The 15,085-nt window shown below is 47.4% G+C and carries 15 protein-coding genes and 2 tRNA genes; 1 reads left to right on the forward strand and 16 read right to left on the reverse strand.

What is annotated here, in order from left to right:
* Nucleotides 1–468: 468 nt before the first annotated feature.
* The 8 genes from T472_RS16915 to T472_RS16950 all read right to left on the reverse strand — a co-directional run bounded on the left by T472_RS16915 (nucleotide 469) and on the right by T472_RS16950 (nucleotide 8,301).
* Nucleotides 469–2,982, reverse strand: a complete 2,514-nt coding sequence (locus T472_RS16915; protein WP_082447760.1) for an ATP-dependent Clp protease ATP-binding subunit — start codon at nucleotides 2,980–2,982, stop codon at nucleotides 469–471.
* Between the two features lie 18 nt (nucleotides 2,983–3,000).
* Nucleotides 3,001–3,999 (reverse strand): protein arginine kinase, encoded by a 999-nt coding sequence (locus T472_RS16920; RefSeq protein WP_023385093.1) that lies wholly within the window; start codon nucleotides 3,997–3,999, stop codon nucleotides 3,001–3,003.
* Nucleotides 3,992–4,369: a UvrB/UvrC motif-containing protein gene (locus tag T472_RS16925; RefSeq protein WP_023385090.1), complete on the reverse strand. Its 378-nt coding sequence runs from the start codon at nucleotides 4,367–4,369 to the stop codon at nucleotides 3,992–3,994. Before T472_RS16925 ends, T472_RS16920 begins: the two co-directional genes overlap by 8 nt.
* Nucleotides 4,370–4,579: 210 nt before the next feature.
* A complete protein-coding gene (locus T472_RS16930; protein WP_023385088.1) occupies nucleotides 4,580–5,494 on the reverse strand; it encodes a PSP1 domain-containing protein in 915 nt (304 codons plus the stop codon).
* A 6-nt stretch (nucleotides 5,495–5,500) separates the two neighbouring features.
* Nucleotides 5,501–6,532 carry a DNA polymerase III delta subunit-related protein gene (locus T472_RS16935; RefSeq protein WP_023385085.1) on the reverse strand — a complete coding sequence of 344 codons (1,032 nt, stop codon included), beginning with the start codon at nucleotides 6,530–6,532 and terminating at the stop codon, nucleotides 5,501–5,503.
* A 16-nt stretch (nucleotides 6,533–6,548) separates the two neighbouring features.
* Nucleotides 6,549–6,878: a cyclic di-AMP receptor DarA gene (darA, locus tag T472_RS16940; protein ID WP_023385083.1), complete on the reverse strand. Its 330-nt coding sequence runs from the start codon at nucleotides 6,876–6,878 to the stop codon at nucleotides 6,549–6,551.
* 65 nt (nucleotides 6,879–6,943) lie between these two features.
* Nucleotides 6,944–7,648, reverse strand: a complete 705-nt coding sequence (locus T472_RS16945) for a dTMP kinase (protein WP_052011847.1) — start codon at nucleotides 7,646–7,648, stop codon at nucleotides 6,944–6,946.
* 101 nt (nucleotides 7,649–7,749) lie between these two features.
* Nucleotides 7,750–8,301: a hypothetical protein gene (locus T472_RS16950; RefSeq protein WP_207643988.1), complete on the reverse strand. Its 552-nt coding sequence runs from the start codon at nucleotides 8,299–8,301 to the stop codon at nucleotides 7,750–7,752.
* 315 nt (nucleotides 8,302–8,616) lie between these two features.
* Between T472_RS16950 and T472_RS16955 the strand changes: the two genes are divergently transcribed.
* The gene (locus tag T472_RS16955; protein WP_023385070.1) at nucleotides 8,617–9,561 is read left to right on the forward strand and encodes a magnesium transporter CorA family protein; all 945 of its coding nucleotides are present in this window, start codon (nucleotides 8,617–8,619) and stop codon (nucleotides 9,559–9,561) included.
* A 37-nt stretch (nucleotides 9,562–9,598) separates the two neighbouring features.
* On the opposite strand, the gene T472_RS16960 is transcribed toward T472_RS16955, so the two are convergent.
* From T472_RS16960 to T472_RS16990, 8 genes are all read right to left on the reverse strand, one after another.
* Entirely contained in the window at nucleotides 9,599–10,537 is a 939-nt protein-coding gene (locus T472_RS16960) for a hypothetical protein (RefSeq protein WP_023385068.1), read from the reverse strand.
* Nucleotides 10,538–10,633: 96 nt separating this feature from the next.
* Nucleotides 10,634–11,086: a hypothetical protein gene (locus T472_RS16965; RefSeq protein ID WP_023385065.1), complete on the reverse strand. Its 453-nt coding sequence runs from the start codon at nucleotides 11,084–11,086 to the stop codon at nucleotides 10,634–10,636.
* A gap of 32 nt (nucleotides 11,087–11,118) precedes the next feature.
* Entirely contained in the window at nucleotides 11,119–12,369 is a 1,251-nt protein-coding gene (gene iscB / locus T472_RS16970) for an RNA-guided endonuclease IscB (protein WP_023863741.1), read from the reverse strand.
* Nucleotides 12,370–12,633: 264 nt separating this feature from the next.
* Nucleotides 12,634–12,762 carry a hypothetical protein gene (locus T472_RS20545; RefSeq protein WP_023387453.1) on the reverse strand — a complete coding sequence of 43 codons (129 nt, stop codon included), beginning with the start codon at nucleotides 12,760–12,762 and terminating at the stop codon, nucleotides 12,634–12,636.
* Nucleotides 12,763–12,841: 79 nt separating this feature from the next.
* Complete coding sequence (locus T472_RS16975) at nucleotides 12,842–13,528, reverse strand: copper homeostasis protein CutC (protein ID WP_023387452.1); 687 nt, start codon at nucleotides 13,526–13,528, stop codon at nucleotides 12,842–12,844.
* A gap of 27 nt (nucleotides 13,529–13,555) precedes the next feature.
* Entirely contained in the window at nucleotides 13,556–14,746 is a 1,191-nt protein-coding gene (locus T472_RS16980; RefSeq protein WP_023387451.1) for a MalY/PatB family protein, read from the reverse strand.
* Nucleotides 14,747–14,865: 119 nt separating this feature from the next.
* A tRNA-Cys gene (locus tag T472_RS16985) sits at nucleotides 14,866–14,939 on the reverse strand.
* 1 nt (nucleotide 14,940) lies between these two features.
* Nucleotides 14,941–15,016: transfer RNA gene (locus tag T472_RS16990), tRNA-Phe, on the reverse strand.
* Nucleotides 15,017–15,085 lie beyond the last annotated feature (69 nt).

Below are 15,085 nucleotides of genomic sequence, written 5' to 3' on the forward strand. Positions count from 1 at the left end.
CAAACGATTTTGACTGGTACATGATGACATGTCCATTAATTGCCATGAAACGTTTCACGATTTTGCTCTGCCTTATCCAAAATTTACCAGGAAATTCATTTCGCGCAAATTTCATTAAGGGTTACTTCGTTATTTTTAATACTAATGTTCGTTATTTATTTAACATAATCCGTTTCGCCATCATTTCAGAGCTGCCATCAAAGTCAAAACCCTCTAAACCCATTGGTATTGAAGGCTTTTCATGATAGTCACTTGCGATGCCAAAATCAAATCCCCTAAATCTTACGAGGAAATGGGACTACATATTTCGTATTCATTTCACGCGAAACGTTTCACGCGAACCTATAATCATCCTGTCAGATGATCTTTTGGCCAGTTAAAACCATGAAATTCATTCCACGGTTTTGAATACAGTGAATTCTCCCCATAAGAAAAGGCCGGTTTCTCAACCGGCCTTTTAGAAAATCACTATTTACCTTCCTGCTTCTCTTGTTCAAGTACCTTATCCTCGAATTCCCTTCTCTCCTCAGGTGCAATCTCACGTTCACCCTTCTTGACGAAGATGAGTGCCTTGTCCTTGACATCCACGATGACCTCATCACCTGGTCTGACATTTCCCTGAAGCATCGCTTCGGAGAGCGTATCCTCAAGCTCCTTTGTTATTGCACGCCTTAGCGGCCTTGCTCCATAGGTCGTATCCACGCCCTTTGATGCCAGGAAGTTTACTGTCTCTTCGCTGAAGGTAAGGAAGATATCCTTTTCCTCAACACGCTTAGCCACTTCCTTAAGCATTAGGTTCACTATCTGGTCAAGGTCCTTCGCCTCAAGCGAATGGAATACTATGATGTCATCTATCCTGTTTATGAACTCAGGCCTGAAGGTCCTCTTGAGCTCATCAAGTATGTTGTCCTTCATCTTCTCGTAGTCGCTTGCCTTCTCATCCGCTGATGTCACGAATCCGATGGACTTCTGCTTCTTTATGGTCATTGCTCCAGCGTTTGAGGTCATTATTATGATGGTATTCTTGAAGTTGACTGTCTTTCCCTTTCCATCAGTAAGTCTTCCATCCTCAAGAATCTGCAGCAGGACATTGAACACGTCAGGATGCGCCTTCTCTATCTCATCGAAAAGTATCACCGAATACGGATTCCTTCTTACAGCCTCTGTGAGCTGGCCACCTTCATCGTATCCAACGTAGCCCGGAGGTGAACCTATGAGCCTTGAAACAGTATGCTTTTCCATGTACTCGGACATGTCTATCCTTACCATGGATTTTTCCGACCCGAACATTGCCTCTGCCAGTGCCTTTGTAAGCTCAGTCTTTCCTACACCTGTAGGTCCCAGGAATATGAACGATCCGATCGGTCTCTTCGGGTCCTTGAGGCCGACTCTCGCACGTCTTACCGCTCTGGATATTGACTTTACTGCCTCTTCCTGCCCGATCACCCTGTTGTGGAGTATGGCCTCAAGGTTAAGGAGCCTCTCGGATTCCTTTTCAGTGAGCTTCTTTACTGGAACCTTTGTCCACCTTGAGACTACCTGCGCAATGTCCTCTTCACCGACAACAAGGTTGCTTACCGAAGCGCTGCCTGACTTCCAGTTCTTCTTGGAGTCCTCCAGGTTCTTCTTAAGCTCATTCTCGCGGTCGCGAAGCTTTGCAGCCTTCTCATAATCCTGAAGTGATACAGCCTCTTCCTTTTCCTTGGCGATATGCTTCAGGTCCTCCTCGATCTTCTTAACATCAGGCGGCGCTGTTAGGTTCTGTATCCTCACCTTTGCAGCTGCCTCATCCATCAGGTCTATCGCCTTGTCAGGAAGATACCTGTCTGTGATGTACCTGTCAGAAAGAGTCACAGCGGCATCAAGGGCCTCATCGGTTATCTTGACCCTGTGGTGAGCCTCGTACTTGTCCCTCAGCCCCTTGAGTATTAGCAGCGCTTCTTCAAGGGACGGCTCCCCTACTGTTACAGGCTGGAACCTTCTCTCAAGTGCGGCATCCTTCTCTATGTGCTTCCTGTATTCCTCAATGGTTGTGGCGCCGATTGCCTGTATCTCGCCTCTTGCCAGTGCCGGCTTAAGGATGTTGGAAGCGTCAATCGCGCCTTCAGCTCCTCCTGCACCGATTATGGTATGGATCTCATCTATGAACAGGATGACATTACCAGCCTTCCTGATCTCCTCCATTACGTTCTTCAGCCTTTCCTCGAATTCACCCCTGTACTTCGAACCTGCCACCATGGATGAAATATCCAGGCTGATTACCCTCTTGTCCTTCAGCAGCTCAGGAATGTTTCCCTTCACTATCCTCTGGGCAAGGCCTTCGGCTATCGCTGTCTTACCTACACCAGGGTCCCCTATGAGGCATGGGTTGTTCTTGGTACGTCTTGAGAGTATCTCAAGTATCCTCTCGGTCTCGTCACCTCTGCCTATTACAGGATCAAGCTTCCCGTCCCTTGCCATTGAAGTCAGGTCCCTGCCGTATTGGTCAAGCACCGGTGTGTTCGACTTTTCGGATGACTGTCCCTCGCTGCCAGGCTCCCCCTGCTGTCCTGCAAAGGATGCAAGCACCTGTCCCCTGAGCTTCCCGATATCTACCTGCAGGTTCGTAAGTATGCTGTACGCTATGCCTTCCGCCTCGCTGAGTATCGCAATCAGCATGTGCTCCGGGCTCACATAGTTCTGGGCAAGGTTCCTTGCTTCCTTGAAGCTGTTGTCAAGCAGCCTCTTCGTCCGCGGTGTCAGGGCGAACTGCCCCGGCCCCATGGTCATGTTGTTCCCCTTTCCAACACTTTCCTCTATCAGGGCATCAATGACCTCTGCGGTCACCCCGTTCTCATTAAGCATGTTCTTGCTTACGCCCTCAACGCTGGCTATGCCGAAAAGTATGTGCTCGGTACCTATATAGCCATGCTGGAACTTCTGGGATTCCTTCTGGGCATGCATAAGGGTCGCCTTCGCCCTTTCCGTAAATCTCTCAAACATTACTAACACTCTCCTTGTCTAAAAAATGCTTCTTATTATCTTCGCCCTGTTCACGTCCCTCTCCTTCTCGGTGAGTGCCGTGCCATATGCCTTCTGCATCATTCCGGGCTGTGTGCTTATTATCAGGTTATCTATTATGTTCAGTTCAATGTCCTTCAAAAGCTCAAGCTCTATACCTAGCCTCACCATGGACAGGTGATAAAGTGCTTCCTTTGACGCCATCACCCTGGCATTCATCAGTATGCCAAGCGACCTGTACACCTTGTCCTCTATCTCGCTTGTGAACTGGCCCAGAAGCTTCATCTGGTTGACCTGCTCCTCATCAAGTATGCTGAGGATGGTACTCTCAAGGTTTGTCAGGATATCCTCCTCGGATAGTCCGAGTGTGACCTCATTGGATATCTGGTATATGTTCCCTTCCGCCTGTGAGCCTTCTCCGTATATGCCCCTTATTGTCATGCCCATCTGGGCGAGAACCTGGGCTACATGGCTTATCTTGTCAGCCAGCGTGAAGCCAGGAAGGTGGACCATTACCGAAGCCCTCATTGCAGTCCCGAGGTTTGTGGGACAAGCTGTAATGTACCCGAGGTTCTTGTCAAATGCGAACGTCAGCCTTTCTGAAAGGAGGTCGTCAAGCATGTCAGCCTTCTTGAATATGTCCCTGAGACCGAAGCCGTTCTGCATGCATTGCAGCCTTATGTGGTCCTCTTCGTTTACCATGAGGCTCACCAGTTCCCTGTTTTCAAGTATATATGCCGATATGTCGCTGTTGTTGATGAGCTTCGCGCTCACCAGGTGCTTCTCGAAGCCTACAAGTATGTCAGTCCTTCCCAGGTCCCACATCCTGTGGGTGCTATAGTCGGACTTGATCGCCGAGCTGACATAGAAGGCATCCTCAACCTTCGAAACTATGTCCCTTGCCCTCTCCCTGTCAAGCATATGCGGGAACGGAACCATATCAAGGTTCCTTGCGAGCCTTACCCTGCTCATGAGTACAAGTGATTCCTTTTCAAGCATTGGTCTCACCTTCCTTCTTCATCTCACGCCTCAGCTGGTTTATCTCATCCCTTATACCTGCAGCTTCCTCGAAATTCTCTTTCGCTATCTCTTCCTGAAGACGCCTTTTCAGTGTCTCAAGCTTCCTCTTGTTAGTCATCTCTATAGCTGCATGCTTCGGGAACTTTCCAACATGGACAAGTCCTCCCTGCACCCTCTTTATCGAAGGTACCAGATATTCCGCGAAGTATTCATAGCATACGCTGCAGCCGAGGAGGCCGGTCTTCTTGAAGGACCGGAATTCAAGCCCGCAGTTTGGGCATCTCATTTCCTCATGTTCATGGTCCCCGACCCTGTCAAAAAACGAGCCGAAGAAATTGTCGTAACTCATACCGATCACCTCTTACCCTTTAGTCCTCTCCTAAGCTGTCCACAAATATATTATACCAATTCTACATGCAATATCTGAACAAAAGATTAAATTATCCGACCAAATTCATCGGAATTGAAAAGCTTAATTAATTGTACACAACCTTTGACAGTTTTTAAAGGGGAACCAACAAAAAAGATGCTAATCTCCTGTTGATTCCCCCTGTTTTTATTACTTCTCGTCCTTCAATATCTTCTTGATTAGCTTAAGGTCCTCTTTATCTACGGAACTCGGGTCGATCTTAATGTCCTTCTCGTCAAAGGTGTCCTCATAATGACCCTTCAGCAGCTCCACCTCGTATATGCTGAAGGTCTCTATGACCTCTTCGGTGACATAGTTGAGCTTGACCTTTACATTCTCCTTGACCACACTGTTACCGACTACCTCACCCTTGCCCTTGCTGGTGTTTACTATGGAACCGACTCTTGGCAACTTTCTCCTTATTGTCTCATAGGCATCCTGTTCATAGTTAAGGCAGCACATGAGCCTTCCGCAGATACCTGATATCTTTGTCGGGTTCAGCGAGAGGTTCTGCTCCTTTGCCATCTTGATGGAAACCGATGTGAAATCGCCGAGCCATGTGGAGCAGCACAGTGGTCTTCCGCAGGGGCCTATTCCACCGATCATCTTGGCCTCGTCACGGACACCTATCTGCCTCAGCTCTATCCTCGTCTTGAATATGGTAGCAAGGTCCTTAACGAGCTCCCTGAAGTCAACCCTTCCATCAGCAGTAAAATAGAAGATGACCTTGTTGTTATCAAACGTATACTCCACATCCACAAGCTTCATGTCAAGCCCGTGTGAAAGTATCTTGGCCTCACAAAGGGGGAATGCCTCCTTCTCCCTTGTCTGGTTCTGCCTGTTCCTTTCTATATCAGCCTCAGAAGCCACCCTTATGACAGGCTTAAGCGGAGAAACTATCTCAGTATCGTCTATCTCCTTGCCGGCGATGACACACTGCCCGAATTCAATACCCCTTGCTGTCTCGACTATCACAGGCTGATCCTTCTTTACGTCATATTCAAGAGGGTCGAAATAATATACCTTGCCAGCCTTCTTGAACCTGACTCCGACTACTTTTACCATTTATGATTAAACCTCCAATAATCTAAGCATGAGATTGGAGACCACGGTCTCCTTGTTTATGTTAAGCCCCGGCATCACATATCTCCTCATTCCATAAAGGATGTCGAGATATCTCTGAAGGGTGCTGTAGGTAGTTTCCCTCGCGAGAAATGAAATGTCCTCCATCAGGGTCTTGTCCTTGATGGGATTGATGAACATGGCCTTTTCCTTCAGTATGCAATCAACCGCATAGGCGAAGTCATCTATGAAGTCAGGCAGATCCGCTGCTGAGACAGCATCCAGATGCTTCAGCACCCTGAAGTAGTCCGCTCCCCTGCTCCTTCTTGCCTCGACGAGCGCTTTAAGGATATTCACCGAAAGGTCCAGGGAGTCTTCCCTCATGCCCTTGAGTATGATGTTTTCAGAAATTCCAGGAATTCCCCTGGACAGCGACACCACTTCCTCGACGCTCTCTCTCGATACTTTGAGGGTCCTTTGAGGCTCCACCTTTTTCCTGGATTTTTCAATCTCCTTCTTCAGGGATTCCTCCCTGAAGCGGTCTTCCTCACTCCTGTTGTATGAATGTACGAAAGCCTCAACATACTTCCTCATGTCCTGGTCAGTTAACGGCAGCAGCCTGTGCATGTGGCACCTTGACTTCACAGTCTCGAAAAGGAACATCTCGTTGTCTGTCAGCAAAAAGAAGTACACGCCTGGATTTGGCTCCTCAATGGTCTTAAGGATAGCGTTCTGGGCTTCCCTTCCCATTCTGTGAGCCTCATATATTATAATGACCTTCCTCTCGCCTTCGTATGGCTTGAGGGAGGCCTCAACGACGACATCCCTGATCTGTCCCACTGTAACAGTGGTCTTCTCAGGCCTGACCCTCACGATGTCCACAGAGTCCCTTCCCCTGATTCCCAGAATCTCCCTCGCAAGGTATTCTGCCAAGGCTGACTTGCCGATACCGTCAGGTCCTACTATGATATGGGCATGGGAAAGGGTATTGCTCGAAATGGCCTTCAAGAACCTTTCCTTAAGCTTGTCGAAACCAATCATCACAATACCCTCCGATTCAGATCTTTATGAACTGGTCGACGTCCACGACGAATATCGTGGCTCCTCCCACCTCAATGTCCACCGGATATGGAACATAGACTCCGGTGGTCGTGGACAGAGGCGACGGATTGGTTATCACCTGGTGCCTTGTCCTGCAGGTTTCCTCGACGATTCCAAGCACTATCTCAACCTTGTCCTCGTCAACTCCGATCATAAGCGTCGTGTTGCCTGACTTCAGGAATCCTCCTGTGGTGGCGAGCTTCGTGACCCTGAAACCTTTCTCGTTGAGAAGGTCAATGACATCTATCGCATCCTCGTCATTTACTATGGCTATGATAAGCTTCATCTCTTCCACCTCCAGATACGGGTTCTTTTGAACCCTGTTTATACTATTATACTATAAGTGTCAACTTATTTGCACGGTATGGCTCCTGTCTTTCTGAGCCTTGCCACTGTAGTCCCGAGTATCTCTGAGAATATATCCTCTATGGGCCTCATTTCCCCGCCATGGGTGCACATGATCTTCTCCCACTTGTACCTGTCGGCAACGAAATGGGCATTCTGGTATGAGCTTTCCATGTGGTGCAGGTCGCTCTCATGTATGTCCTTCTCGTCCTCACCGGTGATCTTGTTCTTCCTGTCAGCGGTAAGCCTCCTTGACACTGAAGGAGGAACATCCAGGAAAAACACTATGTCCGGAACCGGAATCCTGTACATGTTGAATTCAAGGTCGTATTCCCAGTCAAGGAATTTCACTCTCTCACCCTCATCTGCTATCTTTGAAGCCTGATGAACCATGTTAGCGGTAGCGTACCTGTCGGCGATCACTATTCCGCCATCCTCATAGAACTCCTTCCAGCTCCTGTTGAATGATGCATATCTGTCCACTGCGAAAAATGAGGATGCCACATATGGGGATACTGATTCGGGATCCATGCCGAAATCACCCCTGAGGTACATCTTCACAAGTGCAGAGCTCTCTGAATCATAATCCGGGTACTGAACCTTCCTTACCTTAAGGCCCATCTCGAGAAGTGCCTTATACAGCTTCTCAGACTGGGTCTGCTTTCCGGATCCGTCAGTCCCTTCTATTACAATGACTGTCCCTTTTCCCATAAGCTTCTCCGTTTCTATCAAATAAGGCCAGAGCCTCCTCTTAGATTATACTTCACACTTCGCTTATATAACAAGAAGAGCCCGGCAAGCCGGGCCCATAACTAACTGTATAGTTTCATCGAATTATGTATCTTTCCTATCATGCATGCGCTGGGCTTGAAGAAGAACTTCTTTTCCCTTCCTCCATCCTCATATACCAGGCAATACCTGCCCTTCATGAACTCACATGTGTAGTTGCTTCCCCTGACTCTTGACACAACTGGATTCTTGCCTACCTCACCGAAATACCTGATGTCCGATACCTTTACCCTCTCCACAAGCTGAGGCGTATCACCGTTCATCCTGTGTATCAGAAGGTCATCAGCTATTATGGAATACCTGTAGCACTCTTTTGACATGTGGAATGACCCGTACATCAGGTACAGGAATCCCATGACAAGTGCTGAATCAAAAATAAGCCTGTACGTTCCAGATACGCCTGCTGCCTTTGACAGGTATGAGGCAATAAGAAACGACAGAGTCAGCGCTATAAGACCGAGAAGCAAGGGGGTTCCTTTTCTCTCCACTTTTTCATTGTAAATGCAAGCCATACTTCCTCCGATGTTTGCAGCTCCCTCGTTGGAGCCTGTTCCCGCAGTATCCGCAGGACCCAATAAAAGTATTATACATACAATCCCTTTGTTACGCAAAGATTCTTTCGTTTGATTCCGGCTTAAAACATCTTATTTCAGCCTCAGCCTCCGATTTATGCATCTGGCATGCTTCCACATGCTGTTATCTCACGTTTTCGCCTGTTTTCGAACCTGTCCGTTTGGTCGAAATTCCCAATCAGCGAAGTAATCGATTGCAGCGCCAATCGAATCGCAATAAAGCCATTTAGTCTTGTGACTGGCTGCCATGCACTATGGAAATGACAAAGCTCTTGGGGTATAATAAAATAGCCTGTTAAGGCTTAGGAGGTGCTTGAGATGATTGCAATATACAAAAGCGACATGACTCCACAGGGTGGATTGAAGCAGATAACGAACTTTGAACCTGGATCATGGATAAACCTGGTGGCTCCTCTTGAGCAGGAACTCATGCTTGTTTCAAAGAAGACCGGAGTGCCTATCGAATTCCTTAACGCTGCCCTGGACGACGAGGAGAGCTCCCGAATTGACATCGAGGACAAGGTCCACCTGATACTAGTTGACATTCCGTTCACTGAGATGGAGGACAACAGCCTGGTATACGACACTTATCCTCTCGCGATAATTCACACTGAGAATGAGCTCATAACGGTCTGCCTAAAGAATTCCAAGATAATAACCGACTTCATAAACGGAAAGATGAAATCCTTCTTCACCTTCAAGAAGTCGAGATTCATACTCCAGCTCCTTCAGAGGGTATCCATGCACTTCCTGCTCTATCTCAGACAGATCGACAAGAAGAGTGTCCTCATTGAGAAGAGGCTGTACAAGTCAATGCAGAACAAGGAGCTTATACAGATGCTTTCACTTGAGAAGTCCCTCGTATACTTCAACACTTCGCTGAAGTCAAACGAGGTGACACTTGAGAAGCTTCTGAAGCTGGATCTTGTCAACAGGTATGAGGAAGACCAGGACCTCCTTGACGAGGTCATAATAGACAACAAGCAGGCTATCGAAATGGCCACCATATACTCCGAGACTATCACAGGCACCATGGATGCCTTCGCCTCCGTAATATCGAACAACGTAAACGCAGTAATGAAGTTCCTTGCTGCAGTGACGATCGTAATGAACATACCGGCAATAATAGCCGGTATCTACGGAATGAACGTCAGGAACATGCCAATGGCTGATAACCCATACGGATTCGGCTTTGTAATGGCACTGATACTTGCAGCGACGCTGATTGTTTCCTGGATACTTAAAAAACGCGACATGTTCTAAAATGAGCCGCTGCAAACCGCAGCGGCTCATAACATTTCTAAAGCCTTGTCCTCTCGATCTCATATCTCTTGAACTTCGCTTCATCCATCGAATTCCTTATTACCCTGTAGCTTCCCATGACTCCAAAAAGAAGTCCCAGCCCTATGTTCTTCCACACCTCAGCAACATAGAACATCTCATTGTCGAACAGTGCCCTTGGCGCTATGGTCACAATCTCTGCAACGGTAAGTCCGTAGCCTGCATATGAAAGGCTGAGGGCAACCTCAACGACATTTGCGAAGATTATAGAGACTATAACAGATATTGCTATGATAAATGGCATTACCGGCCCAACCTTGCCCTTCAGCAGCTTGTAGCCGTAATAGGACATGTATGCCATTGCAAGCCCTGCGATTGCAGCTATGAATCCAAAATATGATATGACGAGCCATACTACACTTCCGAGAAGCGCTCCGATTATAGCTCCGATCGCACCTGTGAAATAGTTCCCTGAAACCATAAGGGTTTCCTTCTCGTTCCGGTACTCCTCCTCGATTCCGGTTACACAGCTTCCGCAGATCTCAGTGCTTATTCCGCCGATAGAATATGCGTGATATCTTCCAATCGCTCCGCAATTGTAGCACGAGTTAGCCAATCCCAAAGCCTTGAATCCACCTGTTACTGACTCAAGGATCTCAATGGCCTTTTCTACAGTCGTCTTAACTGACATGGACCTTGGAAGGACCAACCTGATGGCATGACCTCCGTCCAGCTTGTACGAGAGCCTGTATGGTTTCCTTAATGACTCCAGATGTTCCCTGATGTCAGATTCCCTTCCCTTTCCTCCGTAATCAACGGAAGTTATGAGGTTGAGCATGTTGCTCTGGTCGATATGCATTGAGAACCAGAAGCCTCCAATATCCCCGTGTATGTTGCTCCCGCTGCCGTTAAGGTTAAATCTTTCAGAGAGCTCCTTCAATAGCTTGTCCTGTGCCATCCTGCACCTCCATAACACCGCACTCTTATGCCCCTCTGCACTGTAAGTGCGCCTATACTCAACATTATCTATGAGCGCAGAAAGGCTGTCAATGACTCATCTGGTCATGACAGCCGAAAAGCTTTCCCTATGGAATCCAGATCCCGACAAGGCCTGCTGCCTTACAACGATCCCGCATGTGCTTACGGCTGCACCAATTGCAAACAGTAAGTCATTCTCAAAGGATGATGCACCCTTCTCATACATTTTACGAAGCTCGATAACAAGACTCCTCACATCCGCGACATGGACCTCCTCCTTGAACCTCAGGAAATCCCCTGATGACAGATATTCCAGATGCAACCTCGCCTCATATATGAAGTGGGGGAGATAGTCATCATGCCTATCGTCATCAAGGTGATATCTGCAGAAAAAGTCACATTCAAAATGAGTGATTATTCCAAGGTTCCTTGAAAAATCATCTATATCTATCCTTTCGGAGGTTAATGAGCTGCAAACAGCTTCGACAAGCCTAATGCCTCCATCGAAGGTGTGCTTCATCCTGTTCATAAACATTGGAGTTCGGAGACTCGTGACTTCAGTCATGAGAGGAGAACCCGATTACACCCCTTTCGTTCGATTAGTATGGTATTCTGTCTTTTCAACAGTTTTAGTTCCTTGAAGCTTGCACTCCTGTGGACAACCGAGCCATCCAGCTTTCGTAAATCAAAATAACCAGATATCCTTCTTCCGAAAATGAAGCAGTCCTCGTCCCTGTACCTCACATGGTCAAACAGGCGGAATCCCTTGACTTCGTAAGCGGACTGATTCAGCTTTTTCTTTCCGCCCTTTAGAAAGTTCGCCTTGTGTATCTGGCGGTTGTGCTTCCTCTTGAACACCTGATTGTAGATCTCATCGATTCTTATGGCATTCATGTTGCCGCTGATACAGTAGGCATCAGCACTATGGGTCTTTTCAATGTTATTCCTTATACGGTTGTTCTTTGTGATGTAGCCATAGGTCATTGAAACCTCTGGATACAGTTCCTGAAGACTGTTGTATACATACCATCTCATGATGCCCATGAAACTTGCATGGCGGTATGACTTGTTTGGAGTGAGCTTAAGCTTTATCCTTCCTTCATGATGGCTCTTTTGGCATGTCTCGCATAAGGTGACCAGATTACCGGGAGAGTCTCCTCCTGTCTTCCGGCTTTCCTTATGATGAACATTCAATATTCTGTCCTTTGATTTGCCATGGCAGTGCTGACATTCGTGTTTATCCCGCCAGAGAACATATTCCCTGGTATTCCAGAAACCCAGCTGTTCGCCCTGCTGGTATTCTCTCCCGCTGATCTCAGGATTCCTGATCTTCTGGATATCGAAACTTGCTGTTTCAATCACTATCCTTGATATGGGCAGTATCCTGTGTACATTCCCGATTACCTTCAAGTGGCTGTCTACCTTATGCTTGATTGAGGGAGCAAGCCATCCTTCCTTTTTCGATGCGGTGCGGTTAAGAAACCTTGCCATTCTGTAGCGAAGGTGGTTTCTCCTTGTTCTTCGGTTCTGTCTTCGTGTTGATAGAAGCTCTGGGATGTCATCCCGGAGCGTTATCTCTGAGACAAAAAGCTCTTTCTTCTCAGTAGTTGCGCTAAGGCCTACTACCTTGCTTCCTGCATCTACTCCCAGGGTGATTGGCTGAGTATACTCAGGCGAATCATACAGCAGCTGTATTGTGAAAGGTGTCCTTCTTACCACTTTTGCCATGCCATCCTTCAACAGATGTTTCACTTTTCCATGCCGGCTGGTAGGCATAAGTGGATTTCCATTTTTACTTAAAATGTAGACCAAACCGGCACCCCTTTCTTGATGTAGTTAAGTACATAATTCCGGCAAAATTGCCAGTTGGCATCCTTCGCCAATGTTGTAATTGCTTTTTACGCCTGAAACACCGTTCCCATTAACCCAAGAGAACTTTTAATCACAGGCAACAGTGCCACGGATTAGGATGGACGTCCGTGGGTGTTATGACAAAAACAACGTAGTGCCGAAGCACTGAGGCTAATCAACCAGGCCTTAAGGATCGCTCCTCATGCCTTCGACTTCAGTCGAGGGTTAGTTGACTCTTTTGTCCAGGTCAGGCAGTATGTTCCCGTACCTGAACTGTTTCCTGTCCAATAGAATGTCACCGTCCAGGATTTCAAAGATAGTATCGGCCATTCCAAGATGTGTGAAGAAGTTCATTCCGCACCTCCCTATGAGCCAATTCTACCTTCTTATCATTATGGCAATGTCATGCCGCTGTTAATTCGATAATAACTTTCTACTGTCCAAGTAGAGCAAGCCTGTATTTCTCAACCAGTTCCCTGGCGTCATCAAGGTCGACCGGATTAAGCCTCTCACCCTTCCTTATGGCTGTTCCCATATGCAGATGACACCCCTTCAGCGACTTTGTAAGAAACTGTATGTTGTGGTACTCAACACCGCTCCCGATGAACAGACCCAGCCTGCCCTTCCTGTCAGATATCTCCTTAAGTGTACGGAAATTCTCGAACGCTGAACCTGGCCCACCTGAAGTCAGTATCTCCTGACACCTGTCGTACCTTTTTAGAACCTCCAGCGACTCCATCAGGTCAGTTGACCTGTCGATTGCCCTGTTGAAGGTGAATTTCAGATTTGTGTTTCCCAACACGTAGTCGATGGCTTCAATATCAGGCATCCCTTCCTGATCAAGTATGCCAATGCTTGCGCCTGAACATCCAAGCTCGCTTATCATCCAGGCATCGCCCTTCATGACATCAAGGTCCCTCTGGCTGTATACATATCCTCTCGAGTGTGGCTTGATGATTACATGCACAGGAATCGAAACATTCCTTACCACCTGCTCTATGAGTCCGTAGCTCGGAGTCAGTCCGCCTTCTGAAAACGCGGTACGAAGGTCTATCCTGTCAGCACCTGCCCTCTCTATCGTAAGGGCATCCTCTATGCTGGCGGCTATCATCTCTATCATGGTATTGCACCTCCTAAGAACAGTTCGTTAGCTTAAGTGTTTCCTCAATGCCTTTGCCATTCTTTCCAACCCGTCCAGCATTACCTTTTTAGGACAGGCGATGTTGATCCTCTCAAAGCCTGCACCCTCTCTTCTTCCAAATACATACCCTTCATCGAAGAATACCATGGCCTCCATATGCAGTATCCTTTCAAGCTCCAGGGCATCTATCCCCAGCGGCCTGAAATCCATCCACACAAGATAAGTGCCCTCCAGTGGATAAACCCTGACTTCAGGAAGCTTTTCAGCGATAAAATCCCTAAGTGCCAAATAGTTCCCGTGAATTACATCTAGAAGCTCCAGAAGCCAGGGCTCAGCCTTGTCGTAGGCCAGCTCACAGGCCTTGTATCCCAGCATGTTCAATGAGAAGAATCCGGTCTTGTCCAGTTCCTCCTGGTATTTCTTTCTAAGTGCGGCGTTAGGGATTATGACATTCGACACATGCATTCCTGCCAGATTGAAGGTCTTGCTTGGTGAAGTGCATACGATGCAGTTGTTCTTAGCCTCTTCAGACAAGGCTGCGAATACCGTATGCCTGAATCCCGGCATCACAAGATCGTTGTGTATCTCATCTGAAATTACAGTTACACCATTCCTCAGGCAGATCAGAGATATCCTCTCAAGCTCAGTTCTCTCCCATACCCTGCCTACAGGATTGTGGGGACTGCAGAATAGCAGGACCTTGTTCCCCGGTTCTGATGCAAGCCTTTCCAGCTCGTCAAAGTCGACCTCGTATCTTTCCCCTCTGGCTACAAGCGAGGTCCTTACGATCTTTCTTCCTGTCTGCTTTATCGCTCCATAGAAAGGATAGTAGACAGGTGTCATGATGATGACGCCTTCTCCTGGTTCTGCAATTGCCTTGACTGCATTGTAGAATGCCTGTACAACGCCTGGCGACCCGATTATCCACTCAGGCTCTATCTTCCATCCATGCCTCCTCTCCATCCAGGAGCAGACAGCATTGTAGTACCCGTCTGTAGGAACAGCGTAGCCCAGTATGACATCATCAAGGTACTCTTTCAGCCCTTCAATGATCTCAGGGGCGTTCCTGAACTCCATGTCAGCTACTGAAAATGGCACAATATCATCAGTCACCGCTGGATTCCATTCCTTCATCTGATTGTACTTTTCAGATCCCGTACCGTGTCTGTTTACGATAGTCTCAAAGTCATATCCCATATATTTCCTCCGTAAAAAGCATCCGCATATTCCTTACATACAATTCTACCCTTATAGCTCCAAACTTTGAAGTAAAATAAGAAACTCCCTAAAGCATTTGCCTTAGGGAGTTTCTTATTTGGAGGCGCCAACCAGATTTGAACTGGTGGTGAAGGTTTTGCAGACCTCTGCCTTACCTCTTGGCTATGGCGCCATGGTGGCTTCACTCGGAATTGAACCAAGGACACGAGGATTTTCAGTCCTCTGCTCTACCAACTGAGCTATGAAGCCAAAAAAACCATATAATGGTCTGTTGAACGAAACAGGTTTCGTTCATGGGAGATATGCTCCCTCAAAACT

The sequence above is a fragment of the Youngiibacter fragilis 232.1 genome, from assembly GCF_000495435.3.
GTDB lineage: Bacteria > Bacillota > Clostridia > Clostridiales > Clostridiaceae > Youngiibacter > Youngiibacter fragilis.

Excerpts from the sequence above, each read along its gene's own strand:
- T472_RS16915 (WP_082447760.1), bottom strand. The coding sequence starts at position 2,982 with ATGTTTGAGAGATTTACGGAAAGGGCGAAGGCGACCCTTATGCATGCC.
- T472_RS16920 (WP_023385093.1), bottom strand. The coding sequence starts at position 3,999 with ATGCTTGAAAAGGAATCACTTGTACTCATGAGCAGGGTAAGGCTCGCA.
- T472_RS16925 (WP_023385090.1), bottom strand. The coding sequence starts at position 4,369 with ATGAGTTACGACAATTTCTTCGGCTCGTTTTTTGACAGGGTCGGGGAC.
- T472_RS16930 (WP_023385088.1), bottom strand. The coding sequence starts at position 5,494 with ATGGTAAAAGTAGTCGGAGTCAGGTTCAAGAAGGCTGGCAAGGTATAT.
- T472_RS16935 (WP_023385085.1), bottom strand. The coding sequence starts at position 6,532 with ATGATTGGTTTCGACAAGCTTAAGGAAAGGTTCTTGAAGGCCATTTCG.
- darA (WP_023385083.1), bottom strand. The coding sequence starts at position 6,878 with ATGAAGCTTATCATAGCCATAGTAAATGACGAGGATGCGATAGATGTC.
- T472_RS16945 (WP_052011847.1), bottom strand. The coding sequence starts at position 7,648 with ATGGGAAAAGGGACAGTCATTGTAATAGAAGGGACTGACGGATCCGGA.
- T472_RS16955 (WP_023385070.1), top strand. The coding sequence starts at position 8,617 with ATGATTGCAATATACAAAAGCGACATGACTCCACAGGGTGGATTGAAG.
- T472_RS16960 (WP_023385068.1), bottom strand. The coding sequence starts at position 10,537 with ATGGCACAGGACAAGCTATTGAAGGAGCTCTCTGAAAGATTTAACCTT.
- T472_RS16965 (WP_023385065.1), bottom strand. The coding sequence starts at position 11,086 with ATGAACAGGATGAAGCACACCTTCGATGGAGGCATTAGGCTTGTCGAA.
- T472_RS20545 (WP_023387453.1), bottom strand. The coding sequence starts at position 12,762 with ATGAACTTCTTCACACATCTTGGAATGGCCGATACTATCTTTGAAATC.
- T472_RS16975 (WP_023387452.1), bottom strand. The coding sequence starts at position 13,528 with ATGATAGAGATGATAGCCGCCAGCATAGAGGATGCCCTTACGATAGAG.
- T472_RS16980 (WP_023387451.1), bottom strand. The coding sequence starts at position 14,746 with ATGGGATATGACTTTGAGACTATCGTAAACAGACACGGTACGGGATCT.